The sequence below is a fragment of the Bacillus sp. JJ783 genome (assembly GCF_036963225.1).
GTDB lineage: Bacteria > Bacillota > Bacilli > Bacillales > Bacillaceae_G > Bacillus_A > Bacillus_A cereus_U.
In genome coordinates, this window is the sequence record NZ_JBALMG010000159.1 from 1 (window position 1) to 17323 (window position 17323).

Consider the following 17323-nt stretch of genomic DNA (forward strand, 5'->3'; position numbering starts at 1 on the left):
GTCAAATAATTATAAATTATACGTAAATGCAAATTTATTATAACACCTAATTACATTGAAATGATTTTCCAATCAAGAATTGCTATTTTCAGATTCATTTTAGTCCTCATATCTCATTTTCTATTTACAGGTAAAAACATTACTATTCACAAATAATAGATAGCATTAGGACCATACCACATAGCTATCCACTCAATTAATACATTGTTCCCCAAAACGAAAAATTTGTAATTCCTCAATATAAAAATACACACATCCCAATATTCTAATAAAACCTATTTGTTGATAAATTTTTGCATGTATACCAAATCAAGATAAATAACTGTAAGATTGATTTGTAAATAAGCTTATTAAGGGGGATTATAAAATGTCTGATTTGTATTCTCGTCTTTCAAAAAGTGATGCCGCGGTTCTTCTAGTGGATCATCAAACAGGTCTTATTTCCAGTCTAGTGCGTGACTATGGTATTGATGAATTCAAGAATAATGTTTTAGCTCTTGCGAATACCGCTAAGTTTTTTGATTTACCTGTCATTTTAACAACAAGCTTCGAAGATGGCCCTAATGGCCCACTCATGCAGGAATTAATTGAACTATTTCCGAATGCGCCTAAAATAGCTCGGCCTGGACAAATTAACGCATGGGACAATGAAGAATTCGTTAAAGCCATTGAGGCAACAGGTAAAAAACAACTAATTATCGCAGGGGTAGTTACTGATGTTTGTGTTGCGTTCCCAGCACTATCCGCTGTCAACGCAGGATATGAGGTTTTTGTTGTAACCGATGCATCAGGAACTGTTAGTAAACAAGTAGCAGATGCTGCTCTTTTGCGTATGGCTCATGGAGGGGTCCAACTAATGAATTGGTTTAGCGTTGCAGCAGAATTACAGCGTGACTGGCGAAATGATATTGAAGGCTTTGGAACTTTACTTGCTAAACATCTTCCAAGTTACCAAAATATCATTGGAAGCTATATGGGGGCTCAAAGAGAGCTTAGCAAGTAAAATCTTAATATAAAATCAGAATTGGTATTGTATTTTCCTTAACTTGATGGCGATATATGGTAACAATGATGACTAATTATTCCTAATAAAATTCACTCCTAAAAAAACTTACAGCAGGTATTTACATAATTTTAAAAAGGGCTGTCGTAGCAGCCCTTTTTAAAATTATTTTACTAATATTGTATAATCCCCTACTCCACCGCTATATTTATTTACACCTAAATAAATATCCCCCTTCAATTGACTTCTTTCATATTTTGTTGCGTAAGCAGGGTACCTAATTTGCATGTTTATAGCAGTACCGCATTAAGGAATAACACGTATCAATTGACAGTACAAACCAGCCTATTTCCCGCTACTACGGCCTATACAGTATAGAAAACAATAAATACCTTTACTTTCATTAGTGTATCTAAAGAAAAGCGAAAAAATTTCCGATTCCACACAATAAATGGCTAAATTTAAATGTAACAATATTTTATTTAATCATTTTTATGTAAAAACCCTCATTATAGTGTACGAGGGTTAATTACGATAAATACGTTATAACTCCTTCTTAGAAGTATAAGATTCCGTCTCACCATCTTTATATATTTTAGTCAACTTAATAATTGACTTGTACGTATTATTATCATTGATTATCATTTTTTTCATCTCTTCTATTTCCGCATTGCCAGTTCCACTCTCTATTTTTAAACAGTTTGAAATTTCGAGGTATCCCCTTGATGCGAAAAGAATGATAAACGTAATATCAAGGAAATTAATAAATAGTAATCCGAATTTCAAAGGATTCCCAGCTGTATCCGATAAGATTAATCGAAAATCTAACAGTTCAGGTACCGGAACGAAATCTTTAGAAACAATCGCTTCACCTACTATAGTAATTTGCTTTACTACATTCCCAAGCTCATCTACAAATTCAATACATCTAGGTGGATCAATCGTTGTTGCCTGTAAAGATAAACTTAATTCAGGATTATTAAAATCGAAGAATAGTGTACTTCCCTCAGTTAAACAATGTGGACAAACATTTCCAAGTAAACTGAATTCATCTTCAATAAATTTAACTTTCGTTTTACAACTACAAACTTTCCCTATTCGAATCGCATCAATTCTTGAACAATCTACAAATATTACCTCACTGTCTTCTTGTGCAAACGACACTATACCTTTTATCTCATTAAATGAAATAAAATAGGATACAACTATTTCGTTTCCGTCTATTACGATACTCTCAACCCTAGAATAAGGATCTAAACTTTTCAAAAATTCACATATACTATTTTGACAACACCCACAATCACGTTTCGGCTCACAATCCACTGATTCTCCATTCCTTTCCTATATGTTTTACCTAATAAATATAATATGAAAGGTATGTAAGAAAAGCTTGGACAATATAACTCTAATATTAGTCTAGATAAGTATACAGACATATGCCTGTCAAATTAAGAAACTAATCGTTCCTCAAATAAGTAATAAAATATATTTTTCACTATAAATGCATATAACAATTTCATCTTTCAACAAAAAAGCGTTATAATAAAGTGAAACTTCTATTAGCGGGGAGCTTTATCTCCTACTAATGGTTAGCCCTCACCAATCGGGCTCTTACGGGCAGTTATCTCCTGCCGTCCTCATTATTTGCTTCTTCACCTTGAGGCGGGAGTCTACTGCTCGTTATTGCGGGATGAATTGCAGCCTCTACGATTACGTTATAAAGGAGATTAAAACAATGACTAAAATTAAAGTATATCAAGTAAAAGAAGAAAATATGGAAGCAGTAAAAAACATTATTGATGTTGAGGAACAAAATCCAACTGCTGAGAACTTACAAAATCTATATACATGTGTATTAGATACTGAAGATATGGCATTACCTGAATCATACGTTGAAGAAGATATCTTAATTGATTCTATGGAAGTTATGGTTAACGCTTCTCAAAGCAAGCTAAGAGACTTAGGTACATATGATGTAATCGAAGTTCAAAACAAAGGTAAGAAAACACACATTTTATTATTAGCAGACGAAGAATACGAAATTATCGAAGGCTAATTCGACTCCGTACATAAGAAAAAGCTCCTTTCAAAATTGAAAGGAGCTTTTTCTTTACGCTTTTGATGTTTCACTTTTCACCTTGTTTTGTTCTTTCTTATATACCATGCGCTCATTTCCCATAAAGAAAATGAATACGAACGCTAAACTTGCTGGGACTAACGCCCACATAAATGTCTGAACGATTGAACTAGAAAGAGCTTCAATAATTTTATCTAATATTTGCGGCGGAATTTGAGATCTTGCCGATTCTGATAGAATAGCTCTTGAATCTCCTAAAGCGTTTGTATTCATTCCCCCGCTCATACCTTTAAACGCTTCTTCTAATTGATCCTGGAAACCAGTTCTTTGAATCATTCCGAAGATTGTAATACCAAGTGTCATACCTAATGAACGAATGAAGTTACTCGTTGAAGTCGCAGAACCGCGTTGCTCCATACCGAAGTTATGAATAGCAGCCATACTTAGTACAGAGAATGAGAAACCAACTCCAAAGCCGATAATAACCATATAAATTGTTAATAATATACGACTTGTTTCTGGCGTTAATGTACTTAATAAGAATAATCCGATTAGCATAATTACAGCAGAAATAATCATAATGTTTCGGTAGCTAAGTTTTGATGTTAAAAATCCACCTAACTGCGCTGTAACTACTGATCCTAACATCATTGGTAATAACAATAATCCTGAGTTTGTTGCCGTACCACCGTATACACCTTGAATAAATAACGGAATGTACACAGTTGCTGACATAAATGCCGCCCCGTAACATAAGGCAATAATTGTACTCATTCCGAATAGACGTTGTTTAAACATCTCAAATGAAATGATTGGTTCTTCTACTTTTCGTTCAATAACAATAAAAGCAATTACTAAAATAGCGAACCCAGCAAATAAACTTAAAATAAAGCTAGAATTCCAATCATACTTTTGTCCGCCTAATTCTAAGGCGAACATTAAACAAATTACTGCACCAACTAAAGTAATTGCGCCAAACCAATCAATCTTTTGTTCTCTATGAACTCGTGACTCTTTATAAAATAATGTAATAAAAATAAGTGCTAAAATTCCAAGTGGTAAGTTAATATAAAACACCCAGTGCCAGCTAATATAATCCGTAATATATGCGCCAAGTAATGGCCCGAAAATACTTGATAAACCAAATACTGCTCCGAATAATCCACCCATTTTCCCGCGCTTTTCTGGAGGGAAAATATCAAAAACGATAGTAAATGCGATCGGCACTAGTGCCCCGCCGCCAATACCTTGAATGGCACGATAAATACCTAACTGTGTAATATTTTCAGCAGTTCCACAAAGTGCCGAACCGATCATAAAGACGATTAAACCGAAAATAAAGAATCTCTTTCTACCATACATATCTGATAGTTTACCGAAAATCGGCATACCTGCCATTTCTGCGACCATATAGGCAGAAACAACCCATACAAAGTTTTCAAGACCTCCTAAGTCACCAACAATTGTTCCCATCGCTGTTACGACAATTGTATTATCCATTGATGCCATTAAAATCCCTAGCAATAAGCCCGCCACAACAAAGCCCAGCTTATTATTCTTCTCAACCATAACCTTGCTCTCCCTCATACTACTTATATTTGTTTATGTTCTTTTACGACTGAATTGCCTTTCTGATTAAAGCTAGTATGATATTCTACAACACTAATTTCACAGCCAGGGCCAATCATAACATGATTTCCTCTTACTACGTCTGCTATTGTATGTTCTAAATAAATATCATCCCCCTCAATAATTGATGTTTGAAGGCTTCCTGCATGACTTGTAAAAGGAATAAATCTCGCTTTTTTACGTACTGTAATCTTTTTCCCACCGATTTCTCTCACTTTACTTCCTTCATAACGAAGTGAGATTTCAATATTTTCAGCATTAAGCAAACCATCACTTTCAAGACCACCAGTTAGTAATAATTCCTCTACTTCTATATCTCCCTTCACATTTAAAGCGCCTTTCACATCTACGAAATCACCGGATAGCTTCCCTTTAAATTCTATCATACCTCTAACTTTTGTTTTATTAATTTGTCCGTCACCTTGTACTTGGGCATTGCCATATACTTTTACATATTCCGCCTCCATATTCCCCTGTACTTCACTATCTCCATACACGACATAATTTTTCGCTTTCATATTGCCACGTACTTCACTCGTACCGTACGTTTTAAAATCATTACAACTCATATGATTAGAGATTGTTCCTTCACCGCGAATCTTCACTTTATTATAATCTCCACCTGCCGAGCTACCTGATCCATTTACAGTAAGACTATGTTGATTTTCCATATCGATTGCTCCCTTCCTTTAAACCTGCTTAATTTCTTTCACACTTGCGTTTTTATCAACATTAAGTACACCTGTATATTCAATAAGATCAATTTCACAGTTCGGTCCTACTGTAACATTGTTTCCTCTTACCGTTTTAATGTGAGCATAATCAATATCGATATTGTCACCTTCTAACAATTCAGCCTCTAACTGCAGGCCAAATACTGTTTTAAAAAGTTTACTAAAAGTACTCAATCTATGTCTTACTTTAATTGTTTGACCGCCAATTTCTTTCGCTCTACATGTACCGTGAATATTAATATTAATTTCATCTGCGCTTAATAAACCACCTACCGTAAACTGTCCCTCTGAAGAAAAAACATCAACCTCGCAATTACCATCAATCGTCGCTTGGCCATTGATTTTAAATTCTTCACCGGTGACATTTCCACCTATCGTACCTTTTCCTGCAATTTTTAAACTGTTCGCCTTTACATCTTGTGTAATTGTCGCTTTCCCATCGATTCGCATCATTTCTGCGCTAACTGTACCATCAACTTTACCCGATCCGCTAATTCTTGCATTACTACTTTTCAAATCACCAGTAACTGCACCGTAACCATTACATTCAAATTGCTCACATTCAACGTTTCCATTAACAGTTCCTTTTCCGTTTAGCTGTACTTTGTGAAACTCCCCGCCATTCGATGTACCGTAACCGTTTATAATTAAATTTTCTGTACGCATGATTTCTCCTCCACTACAACAGTTTAGTTTTTAATGCTTCGGTATATTTCGTAATCGCTTCACGTAAAACAATTTTTGTTCCCTTTTCAAAAATTAAATCATCCACATTTGAAACTAAGAAACATGTAGAAATCCCTAACTTTCGAACGATAATTACGTCACAATTTTTATGCTTAATCGCTTCGTAATTTTCACTTAATACTTGTAAGACCATTTTCCCCTCTTCTAAACTAACGTCTCCTGATTGAAGAAGTTCTTCTAACATATACACGTAAAGAATATCTGCAAATTGAAACTCTGCCGTTTTATTCGTTTGTTCTATAAAAAATTGTAAGACTGGTTCTGATGCAATACCCTTACGTAACAAATCATCCTTTGTTAAAAGAATTTCTGTCACGCTCGGTGAAAACATATTTGCTAATTCATCAAGGGATAAATCCTCTTTCATCGTTTGGATTTTATCAATACGTTCTAATATCTTTTCTTTCGGAAAAAATGTTTCCTGGCCTGTGAACGTTGACTTCCGTACAAACCAATCTTCCGGTATTAAATTTTTTCTCTTCCACCTATATAACTGTCCGTATGAAATACCAGTTAACTCTAATAAATCTTTTTTTGAAATTAAATCTGTACTCAACTGTATAACACTCCTTCCTGATAACAATGTAACATAACACTGTTACGCTGTAAACGGACTTTTATAATAAGTAGCGTAACAATGTGTAAAACAAACCTCCTTTTTATATGACAAAAGGTTCTTACGCATTTCATCAAAATGCATAAGAACCTTTATATATCAAGCTTTAAACCATATATCGTAATAATCAATCCAGCCTTGTGAATTAATCATTACATTTTGTATTTTTTCGTGTGAACTTACTCGCTGTTTATTACGATATAAAGGAATGATATGTATTTCACGTAACAGTGTGCCCTCAATATCGCGTAACAGTGTCACCCGTTTCTCTAATTGATTTTCTGTAAAATAAGGCTGCAATACTTCGTTAAAGTTTATATCGCTATGCTGATGAATAAAGCTGTTTTTTGTAAGAAACATATATAGTAAACTATCTTCTATCCGTTCGCTAATTGTCGCACTATCGTGCATTATATCAGCCTTTTGTATCGTACTCATTTGCAATAACTCTTCTTGTTCAAGAAACTCAATATCAATTTTAATTCCGTATTTTGCACATTCTTTTTGTATCCAATGCGCATCTTCAACGTGATCTTGCCCTGTAAATGTATATAATCGCAGTGTTTCATTACGGTAAGAGCTGCATTTAATAAGTGTATGTATATCCCTGTTAATTTGAATTGTACCGTTCTTTGTGAGTACTAATTCATCCGCTACTTCTCCGCGCTCTCCCTGTAATTCTTCAACAATTTTATTACCATGAATAATTTTATATAAAGCTCTACGAAACATCACATTTTGCATAGGTCCTTCTTTTGCAGTATTTAACGTAATGTAAGTTACATTCGACTCAAGTCTAGATACTTCTTTATGATGGTTTTCTATATTTTTATAACGTGCTTTCGCTAATATATCGCACGTATTAACTCTGTGCTCTACATTCCATAATTCAATTCGGTCGAGAAAAGGTCGCTCGCGAAAATATAAATCATTTGCTTCTAATACGAATACATCCTCATTCTTTTCACATAACCGAAACGGTCCAGTACCGATTAACTTCCCGTCTTCATCTTCATTTACAATCGAACACTGTTCTGTACTTAAAGCATGTAAAAACAACTTATTATCTGTAGATAAACGAATCTGCACAATATAGTCATCAAGAATATGTAAACTTTCAACGTGCTGTAACATCCAAGCATGTGGATTATTTTTCACTTTCAAGAATCGTTTAAATGTCTGTTCAACATCATAAGCGGTTAGTTCTTTTTTATTATGAAATTGAACACCTTTTCGTAAGTAGAAGGTCCATATATATTTCTGGTCATCATATTCCCAATAAAACGCAAGTCTTGGCTCTACACTGTTTGTATTTCCGTCTACATACACTAATGTGTCGTATATATGTTTTACCATATGACATTCCGAACGCATCGTAGCGTATACAGGGTCTAATGCAATATCTAGATTCATTTGCACTTGCAAACGTAGCACATCTTTTCTTCCTTGAGACGTCCTCTCAACTTGATAACCGAATATCGAATCTATCCAAGTTTGAAATTGAGTTTGAAGCGATGGGAAATATGAGCTATACCTTTCAATAAATGTACTCCCGCTTTTTACATCCCCTTGTTTCGTTATTTCTTTTCCTCTTTCTAAAATTAAAGAAAGTGGATGTTTTTGAAATAACAACTTTGAACGATTCCCTCTCCCTCGGCCTGGAAACCACATAATCCAATTTAATTCTTCTAATTTTTTTATGATTAATTTACTATTTCGCTCTGTACAAAATAAAGTTTCAGATATATTTTGTATTGTTATTTCTAATCTTTCGTCCTCTGCTCTCCCTTTTCCATACTGGAGCCAAAGGTGCATATATTGCTCCAAAATAGTCATAAAACGCCCCCTAAAAGATGAAAAATCTTCCTCTTTCATTCTACCCTTTTTCATTTCTAGCTTCCATCTTATCATTTCAATATAGAGAGGAGGAATTAAAAATGAATCACCTTTTAAAACGTTATAATAAGCCCATCCTCATTCGGTTGTTCGGTGAATTGTTAGTCCGAACGACTGAAGCGATGTTAGCTATCATTTTTATTGTTCACGTTAATAAAGCTTTAAATGGTAATGTCATAGTTACAATGCTTCTTTTCGGATTACAGCCACTCGCTGATATTGTATTTACATTAATCGCTGGAGGTGTAACAGATAAATACGGCCGAAAGAAAATAATGTTACTCGGATTACTCTTACAAGCTTTTGCCGTAAGCGGATTCGTTTTTGCTGAATCGGTCGCCTTTTTCGCCTTATTGTATGTAGTAAATGGTATTGGCCGCTCTTTATATATTCCGGCACAGCGCGCTCAAATCGCTGACTTAACGAAGGAAGAACAACAGGCCGAAATATTTGCGGTTCTGCAAACGATGGGAGCAATTGGCTCTGTAATCGGCCCATTAATCGGCGCCTTTTTCTATACTAGTCATCCTGAATATTTATTTATTTTACAAGGTGTAGCCCTTACGCTATATGCCATTCTCGTTTGGACGCAGCTTCCTGAAACTGCCCCACTTTTAAGCGACAATGAAAAAATGAAAGAAGTATATTCGCCAAAACAATTTATTTCGAAACATTATGCTGTATTTGGGCTCATGGTTTCTACGCTACCGATTAGTTTTTTCTACGCTCAAACCGAATCGAATTATCTTATATTCGCCGAAAGTGTATTTCCAAATTTTCTATTTGTACTCGTGTTTATCTCAACTTGTAAAGCAGTCATGGAAGTTATGCTCCAAATTTTCCTTGTGAAATGGTCAGAACGATTTTCTATGCCTAAAATCATTATTATTTCCTATACTTGCTATACGTTAGCTGCGATTGGCTACGGCTATTCCACAACAATATGGTCATTATTCTTCACATTGCTCTTTTTAGTAATTGGGGAAAGTATCGCTTTGAATCACTTACTGCGATTCGTTTCACAAATGGCTCCAAGTCATAGTCGCGGATTATATTTTTCTATATACGGTATACATTGGGATATTTCAAGAACTTGCGGGCCTTTTGTAGGAGCATTGTTATTAAGCAAATTAAGCGGTAGTACTCTATTTTATATTTGTGCCTTCTTATTAATAATTGGCGGTATCATTCAATCTGTTTTTGTTCAATCGTTAGAAAGAAACAAAGCAAAAGAGCTGTCCCTATAGGAGCAGCTCTTTCATTTAACCCGCCATTTTATTAATACTATCCTCCGGTGAAAACACAGAAATATGATGTACTTTACCAGTTGAATTTGGAATAACGAATTTCAATTCAAACTGGTTATTTACTTTATAAACGTAGATTTTGTCATTACCATTTACTTTAATCGACGTCGGTTTTCCTAAAGCCTTTTCTATTTCTTGTAACGTAATCACCTTAAGTTCTGAATGGTAAGATCGCACGTCAAAAACTTGTGATCCTTTATTAAAGCCAAATGCAACATTTTTACTTGTAAAAGTCGCATACGTCCCGTTCCCTGCTTGATCAGTTTTATCTGCTTTTCCCCACGCTTTTTCTATTTCCTCGATATCACCTGTATGTGCTGCATATGGTACATTAGGTACTTTACCTTCTTTCGCTTGCTCAAATAAATCTTTTACATGGTTAATTGATTTTTGATTAAGCACTGTATTTTTCGAATTAGAATCTGCTGTAGGTTTTGCTGAATCTTGATCTTTTGGTTTTTCCATAGGTTCTTTCTCTGTTTTTGGAGCGGTGTCCTCATTCTTTTTACTGGTTTCTGACGTATCGCTCTTTTTTTCCGTACTATTTTCTGATGTTGAATTCGTTTGTTTCTTTTCCTCAGCGTTATTACACGCGGTTAAAACAGCTACACACGTTAAAGTTAGGAATAATATAAGCACTTTCATATATACTTTCATCATTTTCAGCCTCCCTCTTCAACATATTCACTTTTGCAACCATTCCATAACACTGTCCCTTAAATTATTTTTGGTCCATAAAGGAAGTACTTCGGTTTACGAAAGTTTTAAAAAGCTTGGAATTGTATTATTAATCCTCTTATTGATCTCCTTGTATACACTTTCTCACCTTAATTGTTATATCCTTCTTTTATTACTTGACATGCGCTGTCACAAAAGCTCATTTCAATTAATAAAACGACAGTTAGTGGTGTTGCAACTGAAACATAGCAGGAATAAACAGCCCCCGTAACGATTGAATTTCCACTCTCAACTTGTTTAACCTATAAGGCTTGAGGGAATGGCACTTGAAATAATATCTTAATAAAATTAAAAAAACTGCCCTATTAAAGGACAGCTTCAAATATGTATTTTATACTTCGATAGATTTACCATCTTCAACGATATGGTAAAGTAAATGCGCTAAATGATGAATTGGACCATTTTCTTCCTCTTCTTCATTTGTCTCACCTTGGAATTCAAGATCATTTAAGTATAGTGCTAAAAATTGATAGAACAATTTCAAATCAAATCCGTAGCAAGCACTTGGTTCTTCATGATCTCCTTCATATTGTAACATTAAGTATTGCTCGTTTCCTTCTGCATCTTCAGCATCAAAGAATACGAAGAAACCAACGTTTGTATCTAAATCAAATAGATGACGAGTACCTTTTTCTGTTGCTTTATCGAAGTCCTCTTCACTTAATTTATGTACTGTTGTTGCCTTTGCATTATCCTCTTGATGAAAATTTACTGTAAATGATTTCAATGCTGACACCTCCTGATTGTATAAAAGTAGCATAACAGATTAAACAACATAATACAAAGGGACTGCTCACAAATGTAAACAGCCCCTTACTATTTATTTCCGTATAGCTCGTAATAAGAAGCTCACAATGAAAATTAATATGACCGCACCTATTAAAGCTGGAATAATTGCAAATCCGCCAATAACAGGACCGAATTTACCAAGTAACAACGAACCAAGCCAAGAACCGATAATACCAGCAATAATATTACCAATTACACCGCCCGGTACATCCTTTCCTGTGATCAGACTTGCAAACCATCCTAAAATACCACCGACGATTAAATACCAAATCATATATTTACCTCCTTTATTTTTGAACAATAAAATTATAATCAGAAACAATTGCTTACCATTAGTTATGTTACATTTTTCATAAGTTATTCGTCTTATGAAAATCATTCAAATCTGCTCAACATATTAAGGACAATCTGGCTTCAATATTGTTCTCATAAATTCGTCTTTAAACGCTTGATAATTAAATTCAACGGCAATTCTTTGTATAGGACGATTATCAAACGTCGTTGGCTCAGCTATTCTTCTAAAATCTGCAACACTTTGCCCTCTCGTTACATCATTTGTCGTACTTATCCAAACTGCTGATTTTTTATATTCAAAAATATCATCATTCATAAATGAAATGAACGGAAGTAAATCGTGAATCGGACTCCCAGCAATACCTGGATATTCTTTTTTGTAAAAATTTTCGTAATAAAAATCGATCATTGGCTTAATAAGTTTCGCCTGTCCTGTTTTCCTTCTTTATCAATAATATCGACCATTTCAGGAGTAATAAGTGCTTCTTGCGTTACATTTAACGGGTATATAGTAGCATTTTTCGCATATTTCATAACGATATTCGCGGCAATTGGATCGCCGTAAAAATTAGCTTCTGATACAGGTGTAACATTACCCGGAAATAGAAAAGCACCGCCCATTATATAATAAGAACATACTCGATTCATTAAATTGGGGTACAATAAAAATAATGTTGCAAGTGTTGTTAATCGTCCCGTCGCCACTATAATAATATCTTCTGGACAAGGCTCAATTAATTTAATCAATGCACAAAAATTTTCTCTTTCACAAATTCTCATTTTCGGTGGAATAATTGGACCTAAACCGTGCTCCCCATGAATTTCAGGAAAAAATAAAGGTTCTTCAGCTGTCATCGGTCTACTGGCACCTTTAATGATTTTCACTTTTGTAGCATAGTATCTTTCTAAAAAATAAACATTTTCCGTTACAATTTCTCTTGATACATTTCCATACTCTGCAACGATACCTATAATATCTAATTTGCATGTTTTATTCGCATAAATTAACGTTACTGCATCATCAATACCAAAATCTCCGAAAAAGATTATTTTTTTATTAACTTTTCTCACCCCTCTCCAGCATAATCTACTATCATTATTATGCAAGAAAGACAAGGCGGTGAAACGGAGATAATTAAAAAAGCCGCCTATTTATTGGCGACTTCAATCTTCTTATAAGATAAATATGCTAGTACATTTTTGCTTGAATCATATTTCGGATTATTCCCTTTTCTCGGTTCTCTCATATGTGTTTTTTCAAACCCAGGAATGTCAGGCATTTTCTCTAAAAATTCAAGCATCTCTTCCTCAGTTCCCTCAATACGTACACGAATCATTATTGCTATTCCTCAATTCTCATTTTATCTGTATTAAGTATATCGTACATCAGAAAGACTGCAAGAAATTTATCTTTTTAATGTTGAACTTTTTTTACATATGAACAGTGCCATTTCAGTATAGAACGATTCTATTTTATTGTTTTCAAATTGAATTTTGAAGAATTCCTGCATTTCATTTGATGTTTTCATCATACACTCTGTTAACTTTACACGTTTTTGCATAGGTACATCCATCATATCGCACCACCAGTCAAAATCGAACTTCTTGTCAAAAGTATGACATAATTGCATTTGCAAACCATGTTTCTCTAATAAAGTAATCCATTCTGTTTTTTTCAAAGCTCGTTCATGGCTCGGATCTCTCTTCTTTTCGATAAAGTTATAAAATGTATCAAATTCATTATTTTCTGGTGAAACGTTATCAATTAATATAAATAATCCATTATTTTCTAACGTTCGATTTACTTCAAAAATAAATTGCAAAGGATCAACAAAGTGATGTGCTGCAATTCGGCATGTAATTGTATCAAAAGATTCATCAGCAAATGGTAAGTTTTCTGCATTTCCTGCTACAAATGATACATTTTCATGCCCGTTCCCTTCTATAAAACCTTTTGCTTTTTCTAACATTTTTTCTGTTAAATCAAGAGCGACTACCTCTTTAAACATTGGGGCTAACAAATTTGCAACATGTCCACCACCAGTGGCAATATCAAGAAGACGATTATTATGACGAGTTTCAACTTGCTGAACTACATATTGTAAATCCAGTCCTTTTGCATGAATTTTACTTTTCACATACTTCTCTGCATTACTACCAAATTGTTGTTTCACAAGTTCTTCTTTACTCATTTTTATCATCTTCTTTCTATAAAGTATTATATTTAATTTATAAGTTCTCTTTATATAATTTCAAATCCTCTTTTAGTCTCGTCTCTTCTATTAGAGACCTGCTATCAAAAAAATTTAACTCTTTTATTTTTAAGTACAAAACAAAAAAGGTTATGGGAACTTATCCCACAACCCCACAAAGTATCTCTTATATTTGAGAATCTTCTTACACGTCTAAATAACTTAATCCCCCTGTAACTTCACAATAACTTCTACTTCGCTATTAGTAGCCTCTCTTGCATGAAATCCATATCGATCCATGCCAATCCATATCCACCCAGGACTATCATAAAGAATATCTATGTTGAAATGCTCCAACTTAGTAAGTTCTGACCTAATAAATTTATTCCTACTAGCTATTTGCTTATCAAGCAAACCATATTCTTTCCCATTTTCAAACAGTGCTATAATCTTTCCTGCAAGTGGATGTATACGAACAATAAAGTGATATTCCTTTTCATTTATATTCGCCACAATCTTACTAGAATCAGGTACATCCCATCTAGAATTAGGCATATTCATATCAATCAGCTCCTTTATTGGTTTCATTAACATCATAACAAATGAATATTTAAATATTATTAATATAATGTAAAAAATATAAAAGCTGACTTCCCTTTAGAAATCAGCTTTTACACATTGTTTATCTTTAAACTTTCTACAAATTTTATAATGTTTCTTTCTCTTCATCATTTCCGGAAACTAAATCTCCTAAAACATCCGCAGTAACTTCAACTACAAATTCACAAATCCCTGCTACAACTTCTCCAATTACTTCCTCCATCTTTCTACCTCCTTGTTTTATGTAACTTATTTGTAGTATAGGAGATATTGGTTAATTTTAACTATCGTTAAAGGTGACAAAAACATTACAGATTTGTAAGCTGTTTCAATGTTTTTTTGAATTTATACTTCTTCCCTTTGAAACTTTAAGTATTATTAACAACCAGATAGGTCATCATAATAGAAAGTATTTAAGAATCCTAATTTAAAGGAGGCGTGTAAAATATACTACGTAAAATTAATTAAAGGTCAATCTTTCTATGCTTTTGATCATCGTTTCTTAATATCTCAAGAAGAAGCGGTTTCGGAAAAAATTTTTAATTACTTACGCCGTAATGAATTCTTTGAAGTGCGTAAAGAAGAGTTTTCTGCCTAGCGTTTGAAAAATATTAAGAAACAACTCACATAAAAGTGTTACTAATTTTATCTATTTTTTATTTTTCGAGAAAAGTGAGACGTATTATCTACGCTCTTGCTTTTTTTATTTTCCCTACACATACTTTTCCTTTGAATTTACTTGTAAGTTTTTTTGTCTTTTTAGTTACCCCTCGCATCACTTAATCCATCATTTTTCCACAAATCAAAAAAATTGAAATCCACTAATGAAACACGTAATATAGACTCTGACTCTAAAAAAGCGCGTTAAAAAATAATGAATAAATACGGAGGTTTTATATACGAGTTTTTAATTTCAAAAGACTGAGAGGTTTTAATTATGTGGCGTAATAAAAATGTTTGGATTGTATTAATTGGGGAGTTTATCGCTGGTCTAGGGTTATGGCTTGGTATTCTTGGTAACCTTGAATTCATGCAAAAATACGTTCCTTCTGATTTTATGAAATCCGTTATATTATTTATCGGACTGTTAGCTGGCGTTCTAGTTGGTCCAATGGCTGGTCGTGTCATTGATCAGTATGAAAAAAAGAAAGTTCTTCTTTACGCTGGATTTGGTCGTGTTATGAGTGTTATTTTCATGTTTTTCGCTATTCAATATGAAAGTATCGCCTTTATGATTGCTTTTATGATTGTACTTCAAATTTCAGCGGCATTTTATTTCCCTGCATTACAATCTGTAATCCCACTCATCGTTCGTGAACATGAGCTATTACAAATGAACGGTGTACATATGAATGTTGGTACAATCGCTCGTATTGCAGGTACTTCACTAGGTGGAATTCTTTTAGTTGTAATGAGTTTACAGTATATGTATGCCTTCTCAATGGCAGCATACGCTTTATTATTCCTCTCAACTTTCTTCCTACAATTTGAAGATAAAAAATCAGCTACATTAAGTAAACAATCAGCTAAAGATAATAGTTTTATGGAAGTATTTCGTATTTTAAAAGGAATCCCTATTGCTTTTAAAGCACTTATATTAAGTATTATCCCTCTTTTATTTATAGCTGGATTCAATTTAATGGTTATTAACATTAGCGAAATGCAACATGACCCAACAATTAAAGGATTCATATATACAATTGAAGGTGTAGCGTTTATGTTAGGTGCATTCGTTATTAAACGTTTATCTGATCATTTCAAACCTGAAAAGTTACTATATTTCTTCGCATTTTGCACCGCTTTTGCACACCTTTCGTTGTTCTTTAGCGATATTAGATGGATGGCACTTGCCTCATTTGGTTTGTTTGGATTTAGTGTTGGCTGCTTCTTCCCTATTATGTCGACAATTTTCCAAACGAAAGTCGAAAAAAGCTATCACGGACGCCTCTTCTCATTCCGTAATATGTTTGAAAGAGTTATGTTCCAAATTGTCTTACTCGGCACAGGCTTCTTCTTAGATACGATTGGATTACAGTATATGGTTCTAATTTTCGGAGTCATTTCATTGTTGATTATTTTTATTTCCCTATCTAAGCAGAAACAATTTGAAAAACAACCTTCGCAATCTGCGAATTTATAAAACTAATACTTCTTAAGAATGGATCCAGTATTTTAATATGGCTCCATTCTTTTTCAATTTCTAGGATTGAAATTGATATGCTTTGTATAGTTCCAATTTTTAAAGGAGTATCCCCTACTGTTTTCGAATACAATAAATTATAGATTCTTCAAAAAGGAGCTGTGGAAATGTCTGCTGGTATGCAATTATTAATTACCCTTCTGTTTTCATTCGTTATGTTTGGCGTCCTTAATTTTTTAGCCATTTCCCTATCTCAAAATAACTTTAAAAGAAGGATTGTTGCAGGTTTCTTATTTTTACTGTTAACTCCCATTATCTTTTTGACTACTACAGCATTCGCTTCTATATTCGATAAAGGTGGTTTTGGTACAGCTAACCTAGCCTTTATTATTACAGATGCATATATTGTAAACGGAATTTTCATTCTTCTTTCAGCTTCATTTATCCTCAAAAAACATAACATAAGATAGACTGCTAGGCATGAATCTGGTATTACACTAGATTCATGCCTTTTTATTTTGAAAATCTCATCTTTATCCGAATTTTTATGTGAAATTTAGT

The 17323-nt window shown here is 33.7% G+C and carries 18 protein-coding genes and 1 pseudogene; 6 read left to right on the forward strand and 13 right to left on the reverse strand.

Going from position 1 to position 17323, the window contains the following annotated elements:
• Positions 1-367 precede the first annotated feature (367 nt).
• A complete protein-coding gene (gene ycaC / locus V7038_RS25860; RefSeq protein ID WP_335695846.1) occupies positions 368-1003 on the forward strand; it encodes an isochorismate family cysteine hydrolase YcaC in 636 nt (211 codons plus the stop codon).
• Positions 1004-1546: 543 nt separating this feature from the next.
• Here ycaC and V7038_RS25865 read toward each other — a convergent pair.
• On the reverse strand, positions 1547-2326 hold the full coding sequence (locus V7038_RS25865; protein WP_070146617.1) for a BC_2878 family exosporium-associated protein: 780 nt from the start codon (positions 2324-2326) through the stop codon (positions 1547-1549).
• A 412-nt stretch (positions 2327-2738) separates the two neighbouring features.
• Between V7038_RS25865 and V7038_RS25870 the strand changes: the two genes are divergently transcribed.
• Positions 2739-3059 (forward strand): hypothetical protein, encoded by a 321-nt coding sequence (locus V7038_RS25870; RefSeq protein WP_002110396.1) that lies wholly within the window; start codon positions 2739-2741, stop codon positions 3057-3059.
• 54 nt (positions 3060-3113) lie between these two features.
• On the opposite strand, the gene V7038_RS25875 is transcribed toward V7038_RS25870, so the two are convergent.
• The 5 genes from V7038_RS25875 to V7038_RS25895 form a co-directional block, all read right to left on the reverse strand.
• Positions 3114-4649, reverse strand: coding sequence for an MDR family MFS transporter (locus V7038_RS25875; protein ID WP_070170258.1), 1536 nt, complete (start codon positions 4647-4649; stop codon positions 3114-3116).
• A gap of 23 nt (positions 4650-4672) precedes the next feature.
• Positions 4673-5380, reverse strand: coding sequence for a polymer-forming cytoskeletal protein (locus V7038_RS25880; protein WP_002110398.1), 708 nt, complete (start codon positions 5378-5380; stop codon positions 4673-4675).
• An 18-nt stretch (positions 5381-5398) separates the two neighbouring features.
• On the reverse strand, positions 5399-6109 hold the full coding sequence (locus V7038_RS25885; RefSeq protein ID WP_002110399.1) for a polymer-forming cytoskeletal protein: 711 nt from the start codon (positions 6107-6109) through the stop codon (positions 5399-5401).
• A gap of 13 nt (positions 6110-6122) precedes the next feature.
• Entirely contained in the window at positions 6123-6746 is a 624-nt protein-coding gene (locus V7038_RS25890) for a YhbD family protein (protein ID WP_002161451.1), read from the reverse strand.
• 159 nt (positions 6747-6905) lie between these two features.
• Positions 6906-8681: an SgrR family transcriptional regulator gene (locus V7038_RS25895; protein WP_335695848.1), complete on the reverse strand. Its 1776-nt coding sequence runs from the start codon at positions 8679-8681 to the stop codon at positions 6906-6908.
• 62 nt (positions 8682-8743) lie between these two features.
• Between V7038_RS25895 and V7038_RS25900 the strand changes: the two genes are divergently transcribed.
• Positions 8744-9949 carry an MDR family MFS transporter gene (locus V7038_RS25900; RefSeq protein WP_335695847.1) on the forward strand — a complete coding sequence of 402 codons (1206 nt, stop codon included), beginning with the start codon at positions 8744-8746 and terminating at the stop codon, positions 9947-9949.
• 15 nt (positions 9950-9964) lie between these two features.
• On the opposite strand, the gene V7038_RS25905 is transcribed toward V7038_RS25900, so the two are convergent.
• From V7038_RS25905 to V7038_RS25935, 7 genes and pseudogenes are all read right to left on the reverse strand, one after another.
• Positions 9965-10669, reverse strand: a complete 705-nt coding sequence (locus V7038_RS25905) for a YjgB family protein (protein ID WP_016105134.1) — start codon at positions 10667-10669, stop codon at positions 9965-9967.
• Positions 10670-11078: 409 nt separating this feature from the next.
• Positions 11079-11474 (reverse strand): hypothetical protein, encoded by a 396-nt coding sequence (locus V7038_RS25910; RefSeq protein ID WP_002110404.1) that lies wholly within the window; start codon positions 11472-11474, stop codon positions 11079-11081.
• Between the two features lie 93 nt (positions 11475-11567).
• Positions 11568-11810 carry a GlsB/YeaQ/YmgE family stress response membrane protein gene (locus V7038_RS25915; protein ID WP_002110405.1) on the reverse strand — a complete coding sequence of 81 codons (243 nt, stop codon included), beginning with the start codon at positions 11808-11810 and terminating at the stop codon, positions 11568-11570.
• A gap of 123 nt (positions 11811-11933) precedes the next feature.
• Positions 11934-12901, reverse strand: a pseudogene (locus V7038_RS25920) (nucleoside hydrolase).
• 77 nt (positions 12902-12978) lie between these two features.
• Positions 12979-13167, reverse strand: a complete 189-nt coding sequence (locus tag V7038_RS25925; RefSeq protein ID WP_002110407.1) for a DUF3970 family protein — start codon at positions 13165-13167, stop codon at positions 12979-12981.
• A 69-nt stretch (positions 13168-13236) separates the two neighbouring features.
• Positions 13237-14022: a class I SAM-dependent methyltransferase gene (locus V7038_RS25930; protein WP_002110408.1), complete on the reverse strand. Its 786-nt coding sequence runs from the start codon at positions 14020-14022 to the stop codon at positions 13237-13239.
• A gap of 222 nt (positions 14023-14244) precedes the next feature.
• Positions 14245-14583 carry a hypothetical protein gene (locus V7038_RS25935; protein WP_002110409.1) on the reverse strand — a complete coding sequence of 113 codons (339 nt, stop codon included), beginning with the start codon at positions 14581-14583 and terminating at the stop codon, positions 14245-14247.
• Positions 14584-15067: 484 nt separating this feature from the next.
• On the opposite strand from V7038_RS25935, the gene V7038_RS25940 reads away from it, so the two are divergent.
• From V7038_RS25940 to V7038_RS25950, 3 genes are all read left to right on the forward strand, one after another.
• On the forward strand, positions 15068-15220 hold the full coding sequence (locus V7038_RS25940) for a YqbF domain-containing protein (protein WP_080013767.1): 153 nt from the start codon (positions 15068-15070) through the stop codon (positions 15218-15220).
• 339 nt (positions 15221-15559) lie between these two features.
• On the forward strand, positions 15560-16762 hold the full coding sequence (locus V7038_RS25945; protein WP_002110411.1) for an MFS transporter: 1203 nt from the start codon (positions 15560-15562) through the stop codon (positions 16760-16762).
• Between the two features lie 167 nt (positions 16763-16929).
• Positions 16930-17232 (forward strand): hypothetical protein, encoded by a 303-nt coding sequence (locus tag V7038_RS25950; protein WP_002110412.1) that lies wholly within the window; start codon positions 16930-16932, stop codon positions 17230-17232.
• The last annotated feature ends 91 nt before the right edge of the window (positions 17233-17323 follow it).